This is a genomic window from Paenibacillus sp. FSL R5-0749 (genome assembly GCF_038595085.1).
GTDB lineage: Bacteria > Bacillota > Bacilli > Paenibacillales > Paenibacillaceae > Paenibacillus.
On record NZ_CP152005.1, the window covers coordinates 3,806,198 to 3,824,813 of the forward strand.

General features: G+C 48.9%; 13 protein-coding genes. All 13 read right to left on the bottom strand.

Features of this window, described 5'->3' with window-relative positions:
- Positions 1 to 225: 225 nt before the first annotated feature.
- The 13 genes from MKY85_RS16740 to MKY85_RS16800 all read right to left on the bottom strand — a co-directional run bounded on the left by MKY85_RS16740 (position 226) and on the right by MKY85_RS16800 (position 18,601).
- Positions 226 to 894, bottom strand: a complete 669-nt coding sequence (locus tag MKY85_RS16740) for a nucleotidyltransferase family protein (RefSeq protein WP_342570225.1) — start codon at positions 892 to 894, stop codon at positions 226 to 228.
- Entirely contained in the window at positions 860 to 2,134 is a 1,275-nt protein-coding gene (locus MKY85_RS16745) for an XdhC family protein (RefSeq protein WP_342570226.1), read from the bottom strand. Before MKY85_RS16745 ends, MKY85_RS16740 begins: the two co-directional genes overlap by 35 nt.
- A 41-nt stretch (positions 2,135 to 2,175) precedes the next feature.
- Positions 2,176 to 3,498 carry a 5'-deoxyadenosine deaminase gene (locus tag MKY85_RS16750; RefSeq protein ID WP_091019519.1) on the bottom strand — a complete coding sequence of 441 codons (1,323 nt, stop codon included), beginning with the start codon at positions 3,496 to 3,498 and terminating at the stop codon, positions 2,176 to 2,178.
- 95 nt (positions 3,499 to 3,593) lie between these two features.
- On the bottom strand, positions 3,594 to 5,189 hold the full coding sequence (gene ggt, locus MKY85_RS16755) for a gamma-glutamyltransferase (RefSeq protein WP_342570227.1): 1,596 nt from the start codon (positions 5,187 to 5,189) through the stop codon (positions 3,594 to 3,596).
- Positions 5,183 to 6,424 (bottom strand): alanine--glyoxylate aminotransferase family protein, encoded by a 1,242-nt coding sequence (locus MKY85_RS16760; RefSeq protein ID WP_342570228.1) that lies wholly within the window; start codon positions 6,422 to 6,424, stop codon positions 5,183 to 5,185. The genes ggt and MKY85_RS16760 overlap by 7 nt, the downstream gene beginning before the upstream one ends.
- Before the next feature lie 6 nt (positions 6,425 to 6,430).
- Positions 6,431 to 7,738 (bottom strand): M20 family metallo-hydrolase, encoded by a 1,308-nt coding sequence (locus MKY85_RS16765; RefSeq protein ID WP_342570229.1) that lies wholly within the window; start codon positions 7,736 to 7,738, stop codon positions 6,431 to 6,433.
- Positions 7,735 to 9,138 (bottom strand): allantoinase AllB, encoded by a 1,404-nt coding sequence (gene allB / locus MKY85_RS16770; RefSeq protein WP_342570230.1) that lies wholly within the window; start codon positions 9,136 to 9,138, stop codon positions 7,735 to 7,737. The genes MKY85_RS16765 and allB overlap by 4 nt, the downstream gene beginning before the upstream one ends.
- 43 nt (positions 9,139 to 9,181) lie before the next feature.
- Entirely contained in the window at positions 9,182 to 9,559 is a 378-nt protein-coding gene (gene uraH, locus MKY85_RS16775; protein ID WP_342570231.1) for a hydroxyisourate hydrolase, read from the bottom strand.
- Complete coding sequence (gene pucL / locus MKY85_RS16780) at positions 9,559 to 11,064, bottom strand: factor-independent urate hydroxylase (RefSeq protein ID WP_342570232.1); 1,506 nt, start codon at positions 11,062 to 11,064, stop codon at positions 9,559 to 9,561. The genes uraH and pucL overlap by 1 nt, the downstream gene beginning before the upstream one ends.
- A 238-nt stretch (positions 11,065 to 11,302) precedes the next feature.
- The gene (locus tag MKY85_RS16785) at positions 11,303 to 12,925 is read right to left on the bottom strand and encodes a PucR family transcriptional regulator (protein ID WP_091019529.1); all 1,623 of its coding nucleotides are present in this window, start codon (positions 12,923 to 12,925) and stop codon (positions 11,303 to 11,305) included.
- 221 nt (positions 12,926 to 13,146) lie between these two features.
- Entirely contained in the window at positions 13,147 to 15,891 is a 2,745-nt protein-coding gene (locus MKY85_RS16790) for a CHASE3 domain-containing protein (protein ID WP_342570233.1), read from the bottom strand.
- A 178-nt stretch (positions 15,892 to 16,069) separates the two neighbouring features.
- Positions 16,070 to 17,458, bottom strand: a complete 1,389-nt coding sequence (gene fumC, locus MKY85_RS16795; RefSeq protein ID WP_074095411.1) for a class II fumarate hydratase — start codon at positions 17,456 to 17,458, stop codon at positions 16,070 to 16,072.
- A gap of 132 nt (positions 17,459 to 17,590) precedes the next feature.
- Positions 17,591 to 18,601, bottom strand: a complete 1,011-nt coding sequence (locus tag MKY85_RS16800) for an aldose 1-epimerase (protein ID WP_339255748.1) — start codon at positions 18,599 to 18,601, stop codon at positions 17,591 to 17,593.
- Positions 18,602 to 18,616 lie beyond the last annotated feature (15 nt).

The window sequence follows — 18,616 nt, forward strand, 5'->3', positions numbered from 1 at the left end:
CGTCTGATCCAGATAATTCTTCAAATCATATGAGAGTTAAGCAGCAACGTCAATTACCTTCACATCGTTTTGGATAAATGTATAAAACCTGCGTTCTATTTGTGCTTGATGCATTATGATCTATCAAAATCTAACATAAAGTCTCTTTCGCCACACGTGAAAAGTAAGCAAAAAGGCCAACCAGACTGCCTGGCTGACCTCATCATGTTATAAATTTATACATGGTCATTGATCTTCTCCTGTTATATAGTCTGCCTGCCTCGATTCATATACATGATTCAAAATGCGTTCCAATTCCGGTTCTGTATCCGCGTCCCAGAAACTCGTCTCAGACATCGGTACATGCACACCTGAATAATTAGCGCTGCGCATAATCTTGCGTGCCCCCTCATCTCCATGCAGAGACAACAGAGGACCGAACATATTGGAGCGAAAAGCAACGGGCGGCTTGCCTCCCTTACCGTCGGTAGCTGCGACATAGTCACTCAGCTTGTGGGTAGCCAGAGCTATGGTCACCCGATTAATATCCTGCGCTTTTACTAAAGGCTGATCACCCAGTAACATGAGAATGCCCTCCGGTTGGTACTCCATGGCCGACAATACGCCAGAATGAAGAGAGTTGGCCATACCGCAAGCATAGTCAGCACAGGCTACAATCCGAAGTCGCGCTGTGGGATGATACGCATACGTGGCAGAATCAATCCATTTTACAGGCAACCAAGCCAATGAATCTTCCGGTTTGACCACACAGATCACCTGATCCAGATCTGAATCCAGCGCAGCTTCCAGTGACCATGCAGCCAGTGACCTCCCGTCTGGCATGACAACCGAGAGTTTATCCCGACCAAGGCGTGAACTCCTACCTGCTGCCAGAACGATGCCCGTCATTCGCATGTGCAACGCTTCCCTTCTGCCCTACCTCAGTACTCAAGGCAGAAACCTTATGTTTACATGCGATCAATTCCGCTGCAATGCTGATGGCGATCTGTTCGGGACCGTCTGCTCCGATGCTCAAACCTACGGGAGAATGTACATTTTTCAACGGTGGTAAACCATCCAGCAGACGGGCTGTTCGTGTTTTGGAACCCATAATGCCAAGATACGCATACTCACAGTCCACTAACATCTCCAACAGTTCACGTTCGCGGGGGAAATTGTGACTCATTATAATCAAATAATCCCCTTTATTTACGTTTAACAGAGGCATGATCTCACATGGGAAACCCAATACGAGTTCGGTTCCAGGGAACCGTTCCGAGGTGCATAAGGACTCTCGCCAATCGGCTACCACTACACGGAACCCTGCGGACCGGGCGAGTCTGGCAACAGGAATAACATCATTTCCGGCTCCGATGATAACCAGGCGAGGTTTAGGTGTGTACTGCGAAGTAAGTTGCTGCGGGAGATCCCAGGGATTCGTTGAAATCGCATCGTTAGTCGGTATATCAGCCTCAGAGATATGTTGTGAATCACCGGACGGAGGGGAAGAGTGAGATCCGTTTGACGTAGCAGGTATCATTTCAGGCACAAGCGTTAGGCGAGGTATATCGCGAGAATATTGTGTTAATGCGGTATGTTCATGCTCGATATTCTCTCTGCTGTGTTGTACATCAACCTGCAATGAAGTTAGATTATTGTTCGTCACGCGATCATGAGGAGGGACGAGCGAAGGACGCAAGACCGGATGCCCCTTTGCCGTAGGCTCAACTCGTTTCCAGTCATATTGAACCCTTGTGTAATCATCATGGAATGTTCGGATTAACGTTGTTGCAGCGCCGGATTGCAAACACTCATGCATCTTCTGCAACGTAGATCGGAGTTCACCACACACAGGTTCAAGAAGCACAACAACGAGCCCGCCGCAGCCAATGGTCTCCCCCCAGGACAGATCATCCTCGGGACGCATGTCGTACTCCACGAACTCCATCTGCTTGGTATCTAGCACATGGTTCACCCGGGCCTGAAGATCACTCTCCAGGCATCCCGGACTGATACTGCCATGCATTTGGCCTTCCTCGGTCAACAGCATAGAGACTCCCTGCTTACGGTAAGCATGACCCTCTACCTTAATCGCTGTTGCGAGCACACAGCGCATTTCACGGGCTGCGATTGTACACAGATCATGCATTTCCATATCGGTCTCCATCCTTTCTGAATTGCATACGTTTCCTTCGATCAGATGCGCTTCATCAATCTCGCAATGCTTTTATCCGACTCACGCAGCACAATACCACGATCAATTGTCTGAATCTTGCGATTCTTGAGCACAATGCTGCCATCGATAATTACGGTGTCCACACAACTGCGTGTTGCGGAATAGACCACGCGTGAATAGACATCCGTCTCATAGGAAGGGTACGTGTGGAAATCATCGAGATCCAGCAGCAGCATATCTGCCTTTTTGCCCACTTCGAGACTGCCGATTTCCTTCGACAAGCCGAGCACCTCTGCACCACCCATGGTAGCCATGCGCAATACAGTCCGGGCATCCATCACTGTAGGGCCATGAGGAATCTTCTGCATCAGCGCTGTGAGGCGCATCTCCTGAAACATATCCAGATTGTTGTTGCACGCGGCACCATCGGCCCCGATCCCAACCGCGATCTGACGATTCAGCAGATCCGGAATATCCGCTACTCCAGAGGAAAGCTTCATATTCGATCCAGGACAGTGAGTGACTTTGACTCCGCGCTTGCGGATGATCTCTTTCTCTTCCTCGCTCAACCATACACAGTGGGCCAGCACCAATCTTGGGGTCGCCAGACCAATATGATCGAGGTATACGATATTACGCATTCCACGTTCATGCTCTACCAGTTCAATCTCTCCGCGATTCTCGGAGGCATGGGTGTGGACTTTGACATGATATTTATTGGACAGGTCGCGGACCTCTATCAGCAACTCTTCGGTACACGATACAACAAAGCGTGGACAGAACGCATATTGAATGCGACCTCCGCCAAATCCGTTCCATTTCTCCAGCAGATCCACACTCTGTTGCAGCGAAGTTGCTGTATTCTCACGCAAAGGTTCCGGAACCTCGTCTCCATGATCCATCATCACCTTGCCGGAGATGACCCGGATGCCGCTCTGTGCCATCGCCTGAAACGCCGAGTCCGTGTGATGTACCGTCTCCATATCCAGAATGGTCGTGGTTCCGCTGGAGATCAATTCGCCAAGTCCGAGCATTGCTGAATAATACACGGACTCCTCATCATGCGCTGCTTCCAGCGGCCAGATCCGTTGACGGAGCCAATCCATCAGTTCCAGATCGTCCGCACGTCCACGGAACAAGGTTTGACACAGATGAATATGCGTCTGGATGAAGCCAGGCAGTAACACTTTTCCGCGAGCATCAATGACCTGATCAGCCTGAACATCGATGTGCGTTGCAATCTCCTTGATTTTGTTATCCTCGATCAACAGATCTCCAATGAACACTTCCTCTTCTGCATTCATCGTCACAAGCTGTGCGCCTTTCAGCAGGATCGTTCCCATGCCAATCTCCCCTATCTGTGTCTGTCTATATCGTTCAACTCATACATACTTACACTTGCACTCCGATGACAAATTAACCTTCCGATCGCTGTCTGTTACCATCCAATAGCTATACCATCACCCCTGGGGTCTGCCGCGCCGCTGATCATGCCGTCCTCACGAATGACAATGCCTTGCGACTGTCCCATAATACCGTCCCACGGTGCTCTGGCTTCAACGTTATGTCCCCACTGGGCGAGGGTTGCACATACGTCATCATGATATCGGTTCTCCACACGCATCGTATCGCCGTCTTCGCCCCATGTACGTCCGTACACCCAACGCGGCAAGCTGATTGCTTCCTGAATGTTCAGCCCGTAATCAAGCACGCCGGTAAGCACCGATAATTGGGTCTGCGGCTGGCCTTCTCCCCCCTGTGTACCCACGAGCATATAGGGTTTGCCATCTCGTGTAACAAGGCCCGGCATGAGCGTGTGGAATGAGCGTTTGTTGGGTTCCAGAACGTTAGCATCCCTCGGGTCCAAGGAGAAAAACGACCCCCGGTTCTGCATGATAACCCCCGTATCCCCTGGGACATAGGCTGCACCAAAGTCAAAATACAGGCTTTGAATGAAGGAAACGGCATTACCCTCGCTATCAACAACTGCTGCATACGCCGTGTCCTGACCTATTGTTTTGGACAAAAACGGCTGTGCCACAGGTGGAGCAGACTGAATCTCATTCCACAATTGGTCTCCGTAATCCTTGGATAACAGATGTTCCAGCGGGATGTCCCTGAAATCCGGATCCGTCAGATATTGGTCACGATCACGAAACGCCTTTTTTACCACTTCCGCCATCAGATGATAGAATTCCGGTGAGGTACGTGCAACCGAGGACAGATCAATATGCTCGAGCATATTTAACATCATTAGCATGGAGAAACCCTGCGAATTGGGCGGCATCTGATGAACCTCATACCCACGATACCCCGTACTGACGGGCTTCACCCATTCTCCCTGATGACCCGCAAAGTCCGCTGGTGCAAGCATGCCCCCATCCTCACGAATAGCCGAAGTCAGACGATCCGCGAGTTCTCCTGTATAAAAAGCATCTCGCCCTTCCGTCTGAATCAGACGAATCGAGGCAGCAAGTTCAGGCTGGATCAGCAGCTCACCTTCCTGCAAAAGTGTACCCCTAGGGGCAAATACCGCTCGCAGCGGTGTATGCCCCATAATGAAATCTTCATCCCTTTCCATCCACAGGCGGAGATTCCGGGATACAGGACATCCTTTTTCTGCATACTGCGCAGCAGGTTCAAGCAGTTGCCCCCAGCTTAACTTACCGTACCGGGACCAGACTTCCCACCAGGCATCGACCATTCCTGGAACCGTGATGGCACTGAGCACACCCCGCTGAGGGATCGCACTCATACCCATCGCTTTGAACGTATCCGCATGAATGCCTGCGGCTGAGCGGCCACTTCCGTTATAGGCGGTAATCTCACCGCTGGCTCCATCATGAATCAGGAAGAAGGCATCCCCGCCAAGTCCGGTCATATGCGGATATACCACGCCCAGTGCTGCACTGACCGCAACAGCAGCATCATAAGCATTCCCGCCCTGCTGGAGGATGGAGCTTCCCACTGCACTCGCCAGATAATGAGGAGTGGTAACCATGACCTCTCTGGAGATTGGCATCTGGTTTAACATAAGGCACCCTCCTTCCCTGCATACACATCCAAAGCAGCCTGCACTGCTTCACCGGCAGGTAATACGTGTCGATGACGCAATAGAACAGCTTCCAGCGCTCCGAGCACATGAAGTACGTTTTTGCGTTGGCAGCTGAATCCCATGGTACCGATCCGCCAGATTTGCCCTTTCAACGGTCCGAATGAACTGGCAATTTCAATGCTGAAGTCGTTCAGCAACATGCTGCGCACCGACTCACCATCAATTCCTTCCGGGATCGTAATACAGGTAACCACCGGAAGTTTACTGGACATATCCCCGTACAGTTGCAGTCCCATTCCCTGAATTCCGGCGACCAACGCACGTTCATTCATCAGATGTCTCTGGAACCTGGCTTCCAAGCCTTCTTGCAGTAGAATACGTAATCCTTCGTGAAGACCATAGAGCATGGAGGTGGCTTCTGTATGGTGGTTCAGCCGGGCCGAACTCCAGTAATCCTGCAATTGGCTCAGGTCAAAATAATTACTGGCAATGGTGCGGCCTTCTGCCCGCGCACTGGTTGCGTCTCGGAGTCCACGTTCAACAGTTTTGCGGCTCATCAGCTTCTGTTCCACACGACTGTTGTACGTGAGAGGTGCCATCCCTGAAGGAACGGACAGGCATTTCTGCGTTCCGCCCATCACCGCATCCAGATACCAGGCATCCGTCTCCACCGGTGTCCCGCCAATGGTTGCTACAGCATCGACGACGAATAGAATATCAAGGTCGCGACAGGCTTTGCCAATGTCGGCAAGGGGCTGCATCTGGCCAGTGGAAGTCTCACCATGAACCATCGCAACCAGACTCGGTTTATGGGCATGGATCGCCTTGATCACCTCTTCCGGATCAAATACCGTTCCCCATTCCGTTTCAAAAAAGACGACCTCTGCACCACAGCGTTCCGAGATTTCAACCAGCAGATGTCCGAATCGTCCATAGATCGGGACGAGAACTTTGTCACCGGGCTGGATCAGACTGACCAACACCGCTTCAATGCCTGAACGGGATGTGCCATCCACCGGATAACACCACTCGTTATCTGTCATATATAACTCACGCAGCATCGCCATCGTCTCGTTCATCAAGGCTGTGAACTCCGGGTCAAACTGCCCCAGGATCGGGAAAGATAATGCTCTGAGTACACGTGGATCAACTTCAACCGGTCCCGGGGTCATAATGGTCCGCAAGGACGGAGATAACTCTTTATAGCTGGACATCTGCATTCAACTCCCGTAACCGTATTTATAGAGTAGCCGAACCAGAACCCGAAAACCGTGCATCAGGTCTGCTTCAGCTGTATATTCAAGTGGATTATGACTGATACCGTCCTGACTCGGCACAAAAATCATGGCTGTCGGACAAGCCGGCTGAAAAATCTGCGAATCATGTCCCGCTCCGCTTGGCATTAGCCAATAGGACAACTGCTCCTGCTCACAGGTATCTTGGATGTCTGAGATCATCTCTGCATTCATAGGAATGGGCGTCACCGACAGATGTTCTTCCCAGTCCAGTCCGAGCTGCTGCTCGGCTGCGATCTTACTAAAAACCTGAAGCATATCCTGCCAGCAGCGATCAATGCTCTCCTGCCGGATATGGCGGATATCCAGTGAAAACACTGCTCGTGCTGCAACCACATTCCCCACACCCGGATCGGCTGTGATTCGCCCAACCGTGGCTACCAGCGGTTCTCCTGCTTGCAATGCAATATCCCTTACTGCAGTAATCATCTCAGCTGCTCCGGCTAATGCATCCTTGCGCCAGGACATCGGTGTCGTTCCCGCGTGATTCGCTTCTCCGCTGACGGTGATACTGAACCGCTTCTGACCTACAATATCGGATACAACGCCAATCGAATGTCCAAGACGTTCCAGAACCTGACCTTGCTCAATATGAAGCTCAATAAAGGCACCATATTTTTTTGCGGCCGGTCTATATGCACTATCGGGTCCAAAGCCCGCATCGCGGATCGCTTGTGCAAAGGTGACGCCGTCTTGATCCTTCAAATGCTCTACATCTTGCAGAGACGTTGTTCCTGTTATACTGCGTGAGCCCCAATATGCAAAAGGGAATCGACTCCCCTCTTCCTCACATAGGGATACCACTTGAAGTGTGCGCTTCGGTGCTCCGAAATGCTTCTGCAAATACTCCAAAGCAAGGACACCCGCCACCACACCGTAGGCACCATCATACTTTCCACCATACACCACGGTATCGATATGTGATCCGGTCACGATTGGTAATTCTTCAGTACCAGTCGCTGATCCCTTACCCTCGCCCTCCAGTGTGCCATACAGATTACCGGACTGGTCGAACTCGGGAGACAGCCCTTTTTCCTGCATTTTGGCAGCAAGGGCACCTTGTGCTTCACACCAAGCCGAGTCATACAACAGCCGTGTGACGCCGCCCTGTGCATCCGCACCATATGTCGACAGCCAGTCAAGCATGGCTTGCAGCTCCACCTGTTCCACATTTGGCAAAGGAAGCGGTGCTTTATTGGTACCGGATGACCGGTATACTCCAGACTCCGTCATGGCGTCTCCTCCGTTCCCGCTTCGATGGGACTAGAAGAATAAGCCGCAATGCGTTGCCCGATAGGAACAGGAGATAACCCGGATTCCGAGTTGTAGACGCGCTGCCCACGACAAAATACGTCTGCAATCTGACACTTAAAGGTACGTCCCACATAAGGGCTTTGTTTATGCGTGTAGAGCAGATCTTCCGTGTTCAGGGTCGTGCTCTTACCCCAGTCAATCAGAACCAGATCTGCATCCATGCCAATTGCAATCTCCCCTTTATTCTCCAGACCAAGCCTTCTGGCAGGCTGCAGAGAGAGCACTCTTCCGAGCAACGGAAGGTCGATATTTCGCTGAAGATGTCCTTCCTCCAGCATGATTAGCAGTGTGCTTTGTGCCCCGGATATGCCGCCCCAGATTTCAAAAAAGTTATCCGATTGTTTCATGGATGGTGGGCAAGGAGAATGGTCTGAGGCGATAACATCAATCAATCCTGAAGTCAGTGCATCCCATAACTGCTCCTGTTCGGAAGAGCTGCGAAGAGGTGGAGCGCATTTTGCTACAGCACCCAATCGAACCACATCCTTCTCGGTCAGCGTCAGATAATGAGGGCATGTCTCCGAAGTTACGTCTTGCCCACGCCGTTTGGCTGCTGCAATCAGATCCAGCGCTTCCCGGGTGCTGATATGCACAAAATGCAGCGCACACCCGGTCTGTTCGCCGTATTTCAACGCTCGGGCAACCGCGACGACTTCAGCTTCCACAGGACGAGACCGGATATAATCCATCGGTTCCGTCTTTCCCTCTGCGATGCTTCTCGTAGCAAGTTCGGCAACGATGCCTTCGTCCTCTGCATGAAGTGCCAGCACACGGTTTAATGTTGCAAGTTCTTTCATCCCGTCCAGCAGCGTATGGTCATCAGCTCTGGCAAAGATGTCTTCCCCATCTCCACCCGGCTCGGACATAAATGCCTTGAATCCCGCAGCCCCCAGCCGTGCCAGTGGAGCAAGTTCATCCCGGTTGCCGGGAACCAAACCTCCCCAGAAAGCATAATCAACATACGATTGGTTTGTAGCTGCTTTCATTTTCATGTCCCATGCTTCCGGCCTTGTGGTTGGTGGTACGCCGTTAAGCGGCATATCGACATAAGTCGTGATTCCCCCTGCGGCAAGGGCTGCCGAGCCAGACCGGAACCCCTCCCAACTGGCGAGTCCGGGTTCATTGAAGTGTACATGAATGTCCACGACACCTGGCATCACTGTCAGACCCTCAGCTTCTATGATGCAAGTCGCTTCACCAGCGGTCAGCCGCGTGGATAGTTCCGTAATTTTCTCACCCGTAATGCCAATATCCAGTTGCTCTACCCGATCTCTCAGCACCACCCGGGCCCCCCGGATGATGGTATCAAATGTTGTCATGTGGATGACCCTCCCCCTGAATCAGAACCGGATATGTGCATGTTCAGCTTCCCCGGTATGTACTGTAACCTCCTGGAGCAATCAATAATGGAATATGGTAATGGCTTGAGGCATCAGATACGGCAAACCGTATCGGAACAATCGTCCATAATGCCTGCCCCAGCTCCTCCAATGAACGATGTGCGTAATAACTCTCGACATGGAATTGAAGCTCATATATCGCTGGCTCCAACTTGCCTCCATCCAGCAGCGGTGCATCCAAACGCCCATCCGCATTGGTCACCGACTCAGCTACTTTTGTCTTGTTTTCTTGTTCTCCATCCCTCTTCAGGGTATACAGTTCGATCTGAACACCCGCAGCAGGGACACCTTTGGAGGTATCCAGCACATGTGTTGTAATTCGGCCATCAGACATCGACATTAGACGTCACCTTCTTTCCCGGCGTCACGGCCGCCTGTTCCCAGATCATCCCTTGTCATCGAGAAACCCTGGAATCCATAAGGTGGTCTCGGTTCGGTAAATACTTTGCCTTCTCCCTCTTTCACTTCCTCCAGCACTGTTTCCCAAGTCCGATTGTTGGATTCAAATGAAACCTCACTCAGTTGCTCAAATCGACTTAACAACCTTCGTCCAATCTGGTAGATCAGATGTTGAATGGAAGCAGATCGACACTCATGAAACACCGCAGCAGCCAAATCTCTGACCTGTTCCGCCGCTACATACCGTCCACGCTGATCATCCATGCCATCTCTCGGATCTTCATAACGCCAATTGATGTTCAGGAAAATAAATAACGGTCGATCCCATGTCTCTGGAAGAGTGGTATATTCATCCTGCATAAATCCGGCAAATTCACTGCCTTTGACCTTGATCAGTCTCAGATCGGCTACACCACTGAAATGGTTGCTTAATTCGATCGAGTCTCCTGTTCGTTCTGCTTCCACGGCAGCTGTCGCACGATCATTCTGTGAATAACGAAATACGAGCGTACTCGGTCGATAACTTCCTTCCAATCCAATGGGTATATCTTCAAAAGGAATCTGGTCCGCTGTCATCTGAACCTTGCTCATCTGCGGATACGTCTCCAGGAAACGACGGCTTACCAGCGCAAGAAATCCTTCCACCGTTGCCCCTGTATAATCCGCTGCATGTTTGAGGATAAAATTACTCATTGAATCGGTTGCGACCACCAGCGAATTGTCCCCTTCTGCAAAAGAAGGCAAGAATTCATCACCCTGCACAGCGACCTTAATGTTTAATCCAAACAGAATATTGCTGCGTCCCATAAAAGGAGATTCCGGAATGGACTGTATGCCCGTCAACGGTTTGGCGTAGGAACGGTACATCCACACATCCCCTTTGCCGTAATACATGGTCCGCTGCTGCACTGCGGCTGGCTTGCTCACGAACTCATGTTCATGACCGATCTGTACAAGCCATTGCTCCAAACGTATGCCTGCAATCTTGAATACTTCCTTCAATGCAGTCTCGAATTCCTCTTCCCTTCCTCGGCGATGACGTTGCTTCATGGATTCGAGGATGGAGCTTGCGGTATGGCCTTTTACAGCCAGTATGAATGGAAAGCCGAATTGGCTTGTATATGCTTTGTTTAATTGTTGAAGTTCGTTGTATTGCTCTTGTGAGAGTGAATCAAGGCCTGCACCAGCTTGTTCCTGAACGGAATTGCTGCTCATGCTGATTCGTGCTCCAAGATCCGGGTGATTTCGAAGCAATTGCAACTTCACCTGGTCATCCGATGCCTGAACCACGTTCTTCATCACGTTCATCATCTGTTCAAATGAATCAAAAGGTCGTAAAAGCCCGGAACGCTCAGCCACCCATGGTGATTCTTCAAATAAGCCGCCAAACGTATGCACGAACTGCGTGATAGACCAGTTGTTAACAAGTTTAATTAAGTCGCTCATGTTAGAACCTCCGGTCTGTTATGGATTATTGTTCTTCATTCTAAGTGTCGTTCAATGTCGCGACAACAATATTTACGCAATTTTGTAATATAACATAACATCAGAGTTTCGATTTGTTTGCTGTGCACGGGAAGTTCAGCTTTTATTGTCCTTAAACATGAAAAAACCGCACTCCATCAAGGGAATGCGGTTCATGGGTCTAAGACCCAGTAGCATTGTCATCTTGCACAATGCGCGGTTAGAGTTGCACATTATGCGGTCTTGCAGCTGCTTTGTCCCGCACAAACTTGCGGAAGGTGAATACCAGCTTTAATTTCAGCAGATCATTCGTCTTCTTAAAGTCCATTTGCAGCAAGCTGCCGACTTTCTCCATACGATAGGTGACCGTGTTGCGATGCACAAACAGCTGCTTGGCAGCTTCATTGATCAGTCCATCATTCTCAATAAAGGACTCCAATGTATTCATTAATACCTGATTGGGATCACCGTCTCTGGCAAGTAACGGTTCAAGTACTTTATTGCAGTAATTTTCCATGATGTTATCCGGTACATGTTGGAACACATAGGCAAATTCGAGCATTTCAAATTGCAACGCACGGTCTTTCATGCCGAATCGACGAGCCAGTTGTCGGGTATCCAGACATTCCTGATACGCTTCACGGAGCGATTTGGGTTCGTGTTTCATTTTGCTGATCCAGAAACGTGGAGCCGGTGCCCCTTTTGCTTCTTGTGCTGCCAGCACATCACCGAACCGGTTCAACAGAAAACCTGACAGTTCCTCTCCATAGTCTCTCCCTGTTGGACAGGTGTAGATGGACAGAATGCCATCCTCGATCTGAAAATGCTGTGAGGCCGTGAATTGCATCAGCGGATTGTATTGTAATTCACGATGAATCTGTTTAAGCAGCTTTCCCTCGGCGAAGAGAGTCGGCTCAAGCGTAATCAGTACGCACTGATACGTTCCCTGGAACAGATGTACACCTTTGTTTTCACTCAAGGTGGTCAATTCCTGAATGGTCATTTTGTTATCCAGATACTGTGAAAGTAGTGTACGCATCTCATCTTGAACGGTTGGATTAATATGCTCACGATAAGTCATATCCATATAAAATGCCAGTACATCAGCAGCCTGTTGGAACAGCTCCTCCTCTGCCCGAAGCGATAAGGCTGAATCGGTAAACACCAGCAACGATCCGTATTCTTCATCATTTTGCTTGATCGGTACGCGATGACAACTTCCCTGATTCCATTTCACTCGGTGCATGACGGATTTCCATGGCCAGCCCTGGGTTACAGCATCCCCTGCAATGCCTTCACTGCCATAGAGCACATGCCCACGTGAACCAATGACGGCAAGCGGATAGTTCAACACCGTAGCAAGTTCGGCAAACACATTCCGGTGTGGCTGTTGTTGCAGAGCAAACTGCATTAATTTCTTTTGCTTCTGCACAACCTCATGCAGCAATCGATTACTGCGTTCATGCTCAGCCTTGAACAAGGCATTCATCTGGTCCGAGAAGGTGAATTGAAAAGGAAGCTCCAGCAATGGTAACCGAAGTCGATCCGCTTCCTCGACAATGCCTTGGGGAATGGACTGCCAGAAGCGTCCCAGCTTGATGCCCAGACCTGCGCAGCCACGTTCATTCAAGCGCCGCATCAAACGCAGTGCATCTGTTTCACTGTCTTTCATAATAAAAGCGGTGGTGAACAACATTTCTCCGGATTTGATCCAATCCGCGATATCAGGAGCGTCCATGACATTAACGGATTTCATCATCCGTGAAGTCCCTTCTCCACCCGCAACCAGTTTGGCCTCGGACAACGGGTATACCTGTAAAGCCTCTTTAACCGTAAGTTGCATGGACACTACCTCCCATATATATAACACAAAATCATGTTATTTTCGTTTCCACAGAATTAATTCTGGATTACATTACTAATTACATCTATATTCATCCATTTAACTTTGTTTGTTGTTAAGTATTATAACATCAATTCATTCAATAAAGCTTACACGACAAAAAAATAAAACCTATGACCTAATTACAGCGCACTTTGCTGTAATCGGCATAGGTTTTCAGATCAGATTTCCATGGTTTCGTGATTCATCCATAATTTCATACGGGATAACACATCTTTGACATTCAGCGGTTTGCTGAGATAGTCTGAAGCACCTGCTGCAATACATTTCTCCCGATCCTCTTTCATGGCCTTGGCTGTGAGTGCAATAATCGGAAGCTGAGTCATGCCAAGCCGTTCACGGATCTGGCGAGTCGTCTCATAACCATCCAGTTCCGGCATCATAATGTCCATCATGATAATATCAGGCTTGACGCCTCCACGCTCCAACAATTCCAGACATTCGTAGCCATTCTGAGCTGAAATGACATTCATGCCGTACTGCTCAAGAGCGTTAGCTAGCGCATATACATTTCGAATATCATCATCAACAACAAGCACTTGACGACCGCTGAGCAAAGATTCTTCCAGAGGGGTCAATAAAACATCAGATGGTTCGGAAGTCATTGAAGGGAGCTTATTGATCTCAGGTGTAGTGCTTGCCACCTCATTCAGGAACAACCGCGATGCATTCATGGTCTCCGGTTCATCTCTTCGCAGTGGCAGGAACAACGTGAACACACTGCCATGTCCTTCACGACTTGTTGCCGAGATTGAACCCCCCAGCAAAGTTGCAAGCGATTGAGAGATCGACAGACCAAGTCCTGTCCCGCCATATTTACGTGCCGTAGCTCCATCCGCCTGTTTGAATGCATCAAAGATCTGCAAAAGTTTGTTTTCCGCAATGCCAATCCCTGTATCACTGACGGAGAAAGCAATCACTTCGGTCTCTTGGTCTTTCACTTCAGGATGAGCCAGACTCATTCTGGAGATGGTTAAGGCAACTTCACCCTCACTGGTGAACTTGAATGCGTTTGAGAGCAGATTTCGGAGAATCTGATGCATTCTCATCTCGTCAGTCACGATGGTTTCCGGTAAAGGACTCTGGAGCTGAATTCGGAAATCTATTTTTTTCTGCTCCGCTGTTTTCAGGAAATACTGATTCATGACTTCAGGCAGGCTGCTCAGATAGACATCATCAAAATCCACTTCCATCTGCCCGGCCTCTACCTTGGATAGATCAAGAATATCATTGATCAGATTTAGCAGGTCCTTGCCTGACTTGTGAATGACCGAAGCATAGTTCTGCTCTTCACTATTCAAGTGTTGGTTTTTATTCTCAGACAATATTTCGGACAGGATCAACATGCTGTTAAGCGGTGTCCTTAATTCATGGGACATGTTCGCCAGGAATTCGGATTTGTACCCCGAACTTGTTCGTAACTGATCTGCCACAACTGCAAGTTCATTGGCTGATGTCTCAGCAGCGCTCTTCTGTATTTCCAGACGTTCATTAAGCATATGAAGCTCTTCGGTCTGCATTTGCAGTTCCTCTGTCTGAGACAGCATTTCTTCGGTCTGAGACTGAAGTTTCTCCGATTGTGCCTGTAACTCTTCATTCAGAACTTGTGACTCATCATATAATTGCTGTAATTCCATGCGAGTGACGGTCGAGTGTAAAGAAACACCAAAAATGTCCGTCAGTTCTTGCATCAGCTTCATATTATTCTCTTGCAATGGCTTCATTGAAGCAAGCTCGATGACCGCAATCGTTCTGCCTTCGAAGAGGACCGGTACTACGGTAAGAGAGGTGGCAGATGTATATCCGAGACCCGAAGAGATTCGAATATAGTTCTGGGGCAGATCATTCATGCGCAAGACTCGCTTCTCCACGGCACTTTGACCTACCAGCCCCTCACCGGGGGCAAGCGACACTTTACCGAGCGAACGTTCTTTCTCACCATCCGCAGCATATGCAGCCACACGCAGCAGTCGATTGTCTTTCCAGTAATACAAGACGCTGTAGGGAACTTCAAACAACATGCCAAGCTCGCTCAGGAACAAGCGGGACAATCCCTCCAGATTGGTCGGATTCTGCAAGAGTGTCGCAATGCCTGTAATCTGGTCCTTGACCCGATTCTGTTCCTGTACTTCATCCAGTAATTTGTTGGTTTCGTGGCCCAGATCCCCCACTTCATCATGTGTCCGCACCTGAATTCGCTGCTTCAGGTTCCCACCTTTGGAGATATCACTGATGGTTTGCATAACATCTCGCAACGTTTTGACGATATTTCCGGATATCACAAGAGCCGCTGCAATTGATAACGCCGCGATAATCCCCCACAGCGTATACATAATCGTCAACAATGTGGAGCTCCGTGTGGCTAGATCGGTTACCCTTGCCTCAGTCAATGCGATCTCTGTGTTACGGAAGGTAGTAAGTTGGGAGCGTAGTAGATCCATTTCAGTTTTACCCGGATCAGTTTGAAAGAATGCAACAACTTTGGCTTGATCCTCTTGCTTTTTCAACTTTACCAACGGCTCCCCAGCAATCTCAATCCAGCGCGTAATATGAGTTTTGATGCTTTGCAGACTCTGCTGCTGCGAAGGATTGTCACTAATGAGAGCATTCAACTGATCATAGTTGGAACTCCACTGGGATAGACCTTGAGAATAAGGTTCCAAGTAACTCTCATTGCCTGTAATCATGAATCCACGCTGTCCTGTCTCCATGTTCAAGACATTTTTTTCAATCGCGTTGGTCAGATTATGTACTTCCAGATCATGATGAGAGATAAAATCATTTTCCTTCTGTAGTACATTAATTTGGGCCGTAAGCACTAGCAGAACAGCTCCAAACAAAAGCACAACCACAAGATAGCCCAATAAAATTTTGGAGCGTATCGTAAATCTTCTCGTTTTTGACAACGCGGAAACCTCCAAATATATACGAATCCCATTCTATTAAATGAAAACTGGTGCATATGTAGTTTATATGGATACGTATAGTCTGACAAGCTTTAAGTTCATCGGTAAGCATAAGAAAAACGACCTGCTTGTGCAGGTCGCCCTCTTCATTGATCTATATTGTTCATTTGGTCTGATTTTAGGCCTTTGGAGCGATCATTTTGGCTGGATCGACATATTGATCAAATTGCTCTTCGGTAAGCAGGCCTGTTTGTAACGTCGCCTGTTTCAAAGACAAGCCTTCTTTATGCGCAAGCTTCGCAATTTTGGCTGCATTCTCATATCCAATATGCGGGTTGAGGGCTGTAACCAGCATGAGCGAATTGTTCAGATTATGTTCAATCTGATCCAGGTTAGGCTCAATGCCTACGGCACACTTGTCATTAAACGCAATAATGGAGTCCGCCAGCAGTTGCACGGATTGCAAGAAGTTATAGATGATAACCGGTTTGAATACATTCAGTTCAAAATTACCCTGACTTGCCGCGAAACCAATCGCTGCATCATTACCCATGACCTGCGTAACCACCATAGTGATGGCCTCGCTTTGAGTTGGGTTGACTTTACCCGGCATAATGGAACTGCCTGGCTCATTCTCAGGAATACGGATCTCGCCCAATCCACTGCGGGGGCCACTGGCCAACCAGCGAACATCATTGGCAATTTTCATCAAATCAGCTGCAAGCGCTTTAACGGCACCGTGCGCATATACAACTTCATCATGACTTGTAAGGGCGTGGAATTTGTTTGGTGCAGATACAAAATCTTTCCCCGTATGTTTACCAATCTCCTTGGCAGTGAAGTCCCCAAAGTCCGGATGAGCATTGATGCCCGTTCCGACAGCTGTACCACCGATCGCAAGCTCCTTCAGGTACTGTACACTTTCACGGATCATACGCTCACTCTTGCCCAGCATGGCTTCCCAACCACTGATCTCCTGGCCAAGCGTAATTGGTGTTGCGTCCTGAAGGTGAGTACGTCCAATCTTGATAATATCCTTGAATGCCTCCGACTTGTCTGCAAAAGTCGCTTTTAATACCGCAATGGCCGGCAAGAGTTGATCCTCAACAGCCAGAACACCTGCGACATGCAGAGCCGTTGGGAATGTATCGTTGGAGCTCTGGGACATGTTCACGTCATCGTTTGGATGCAGACGCTCTTCTTTTCCCTTTTGCTCCAGCAGTTGGTTCCCCAGATTGGCAATCACTTCGTTCACGTTCATATTGGATTGCGTTCCGCTACCAGTCTGCCACACGACCAGTGGGAAATGGTCATCGATACGACCTGCAATAATCTCGTCTGCTGCATAAGCGATGGCATCGGACTTAGCGGCAGATAATTTACCTAATTTATGGTTACTGGCCGCAGCACTTTTTTTCAAAATGGCAAGGGCACGGATAACTTCCATCGGCATATGTTCGCTGCCAATCGGGAAATTCTCCTTGCTGCGCTGCGTCTGAGCTCCCCACAGCCTGTCGGCTGGTACTTTCATTTCGCCTAACGTATCTCTCTCAATGCGGTATTCCACTTGCTTGTCCTCCTCCAAAAAGATGGTTTGGGTCTCTACAAAGCGTGTGTATCTCGTCATATTATACATGATTTACGAGCAGGTTTTCACCTTTTCGACAAAATTGTAAGCGTAGCGCAAAACGAATATCAATTATTTTTGTGCCGCAATTGGATACAATCGGCTGCTCTGTTCGAATAGTTCACCTGGTTCCAGACCGACCAATCCGATTTCTTCTGCCGGGATGCCTTCAACATTAGGAGCGTTAACCAGGTTCATCTGTGGTTCAGGACAGAAGAATTCGCCACCCATGTTATTATTCCAGATCATCCAGTGCTTGTAGGAAGTACCTACATCATAGACCAGTTTGTCTCCAGTACGGTGGTCCGTGAGCTCCATATAGTTACGACCATTCTGCGGTTCTGCAGTGTAATGATTATCCATGGCAGCAAAGAACGGACTAACTCCGTCTTTCTTCAATTGTTCTTCCTCAGGTGTAAGCGGTTGAAATTGTCCTGTTGGCAGAGAACGCTCATTCAATTCACGTCGTTGTCCAATCGTAACTTTGGCCGTGTAATCCGAGGATTGACTATCCGGTGCAAAAGGAACAGCAATTGCCGTGTGGAATGCAAACAGATTAGGCATGTATTCTTGCCCGTTATTACGAACAATTAATTGTTGCTGAAGCCCTTGGCTGCTCAAAGAGTAACGAAGCGTCACGGTGAACGTAAACGGCAGGTACTGATAGAATGTATGTCCTTCTTTCACATCTTGGCTAAGCAACACATAGCTCTCCAGCTGATCAGAACCATATCCTTCGACCTTCCACTCCGCATCATGCAAAAATCCATGTAAATGGTTACCTGTAGCCGGTTCGTTCACAGGCAACTGATAGACTTGACCATTCCAAGGGAAACGTCCATCCTCATAACGATTCGGCGGAGATAGAATCGGAATTCCATAGACCGCTGGTGCAGCCATAAACTCATCCATCTGATCCTGATTCGGCTCTCTTAAGTAACGGAAACCCTTTTCTGTATCACGGAAAGCAACGAGGTTGGCACCCACGCTTGGAATAACAGCCGCTTCAAACTGATTAAAACGAAGCCAAATGGCCGGTATCCCTCCAAATTGTTCTTCAAATGCTGCATTTTGTTGTGTCATCGTTATATGTACCTC

Bases quoted from the DNA above. Each gene is read 5' to 3' on its own strand.
- MKY85_RS16785 (WP_091019529.1), bottom strand. From the start codon at position 12,925: ATGCAACTTACGGTTAAAGAGGCTTTACAGGTATACCCGTTGTCCGAG.
- MKY85_RS16740 (WP_342570225.1), bottom strand. From the start codon at position 894: ATGCGAATGACGGGCATCGTTCTGGCAGCAGGTAGGAGTTCACGCCTT.
- MKY85_RS16765 (WP_342570229.1), bottom strand. From the start codon at position 7,738: ATGACGGAGTCTGGAGTATACCGGTCATCCGGTACCAATAAAGCACCG.
- ggt (WP_342570227.1), bottom strand. From the start codon at position 5,189: ATGTTAAACCAGATGCCAATCTCCAGAGAGGTCATGGTTACCACTCCT.
- MKY85_RS16760 (WP_342570228.1), bottom strand. From the start codon at position 6,424: ATGTCCAGCTATAAAGAGTTATCTCCGTCCTTGCGGACCATTATGACC.
- allB (WP_342570230.1), bottom strand. From the start codon at position 9,138: ATGACAACATTTGATACCATCATCCGGGGGGCCCGGGTGGTGCTGAGA.
- uraH (WP_342570231.1), bottom strand. From the start codon at position 9,559: ATGTCGATGTCTGATGGCCGAATTACAACACATGTGCTGGATACCTCC.
- MKY85_RS16745 (WP_342570226.1), bottom strand. From the start codon at position 2,134: ATGGAAATGCATGATCTGTGTACAATCGCAGCCCGTGAAATGCGCTGT.
- MKY85_RS16800 (WP_339255748.1), bottom strand. From the start codon at position 18,601: ATGACACAACAAAATGCAGCATTTGAAGAACAATTTGGAGGGATACCG.
- MKY85_RS16750 (WP_091019519.1), bottom strand. From the start codon at position 3,498: ATGGGAACGATCCTGCTGAAAGGCGCACAGCTTGTGACGATGAATGCA.
- pucL (WP_342570232.1), bottom strand. From the start codon at position 11,064: ATGAGCGACTTAATTAAACTTGTTAACAACTGGTCTATCACGCAGTTC.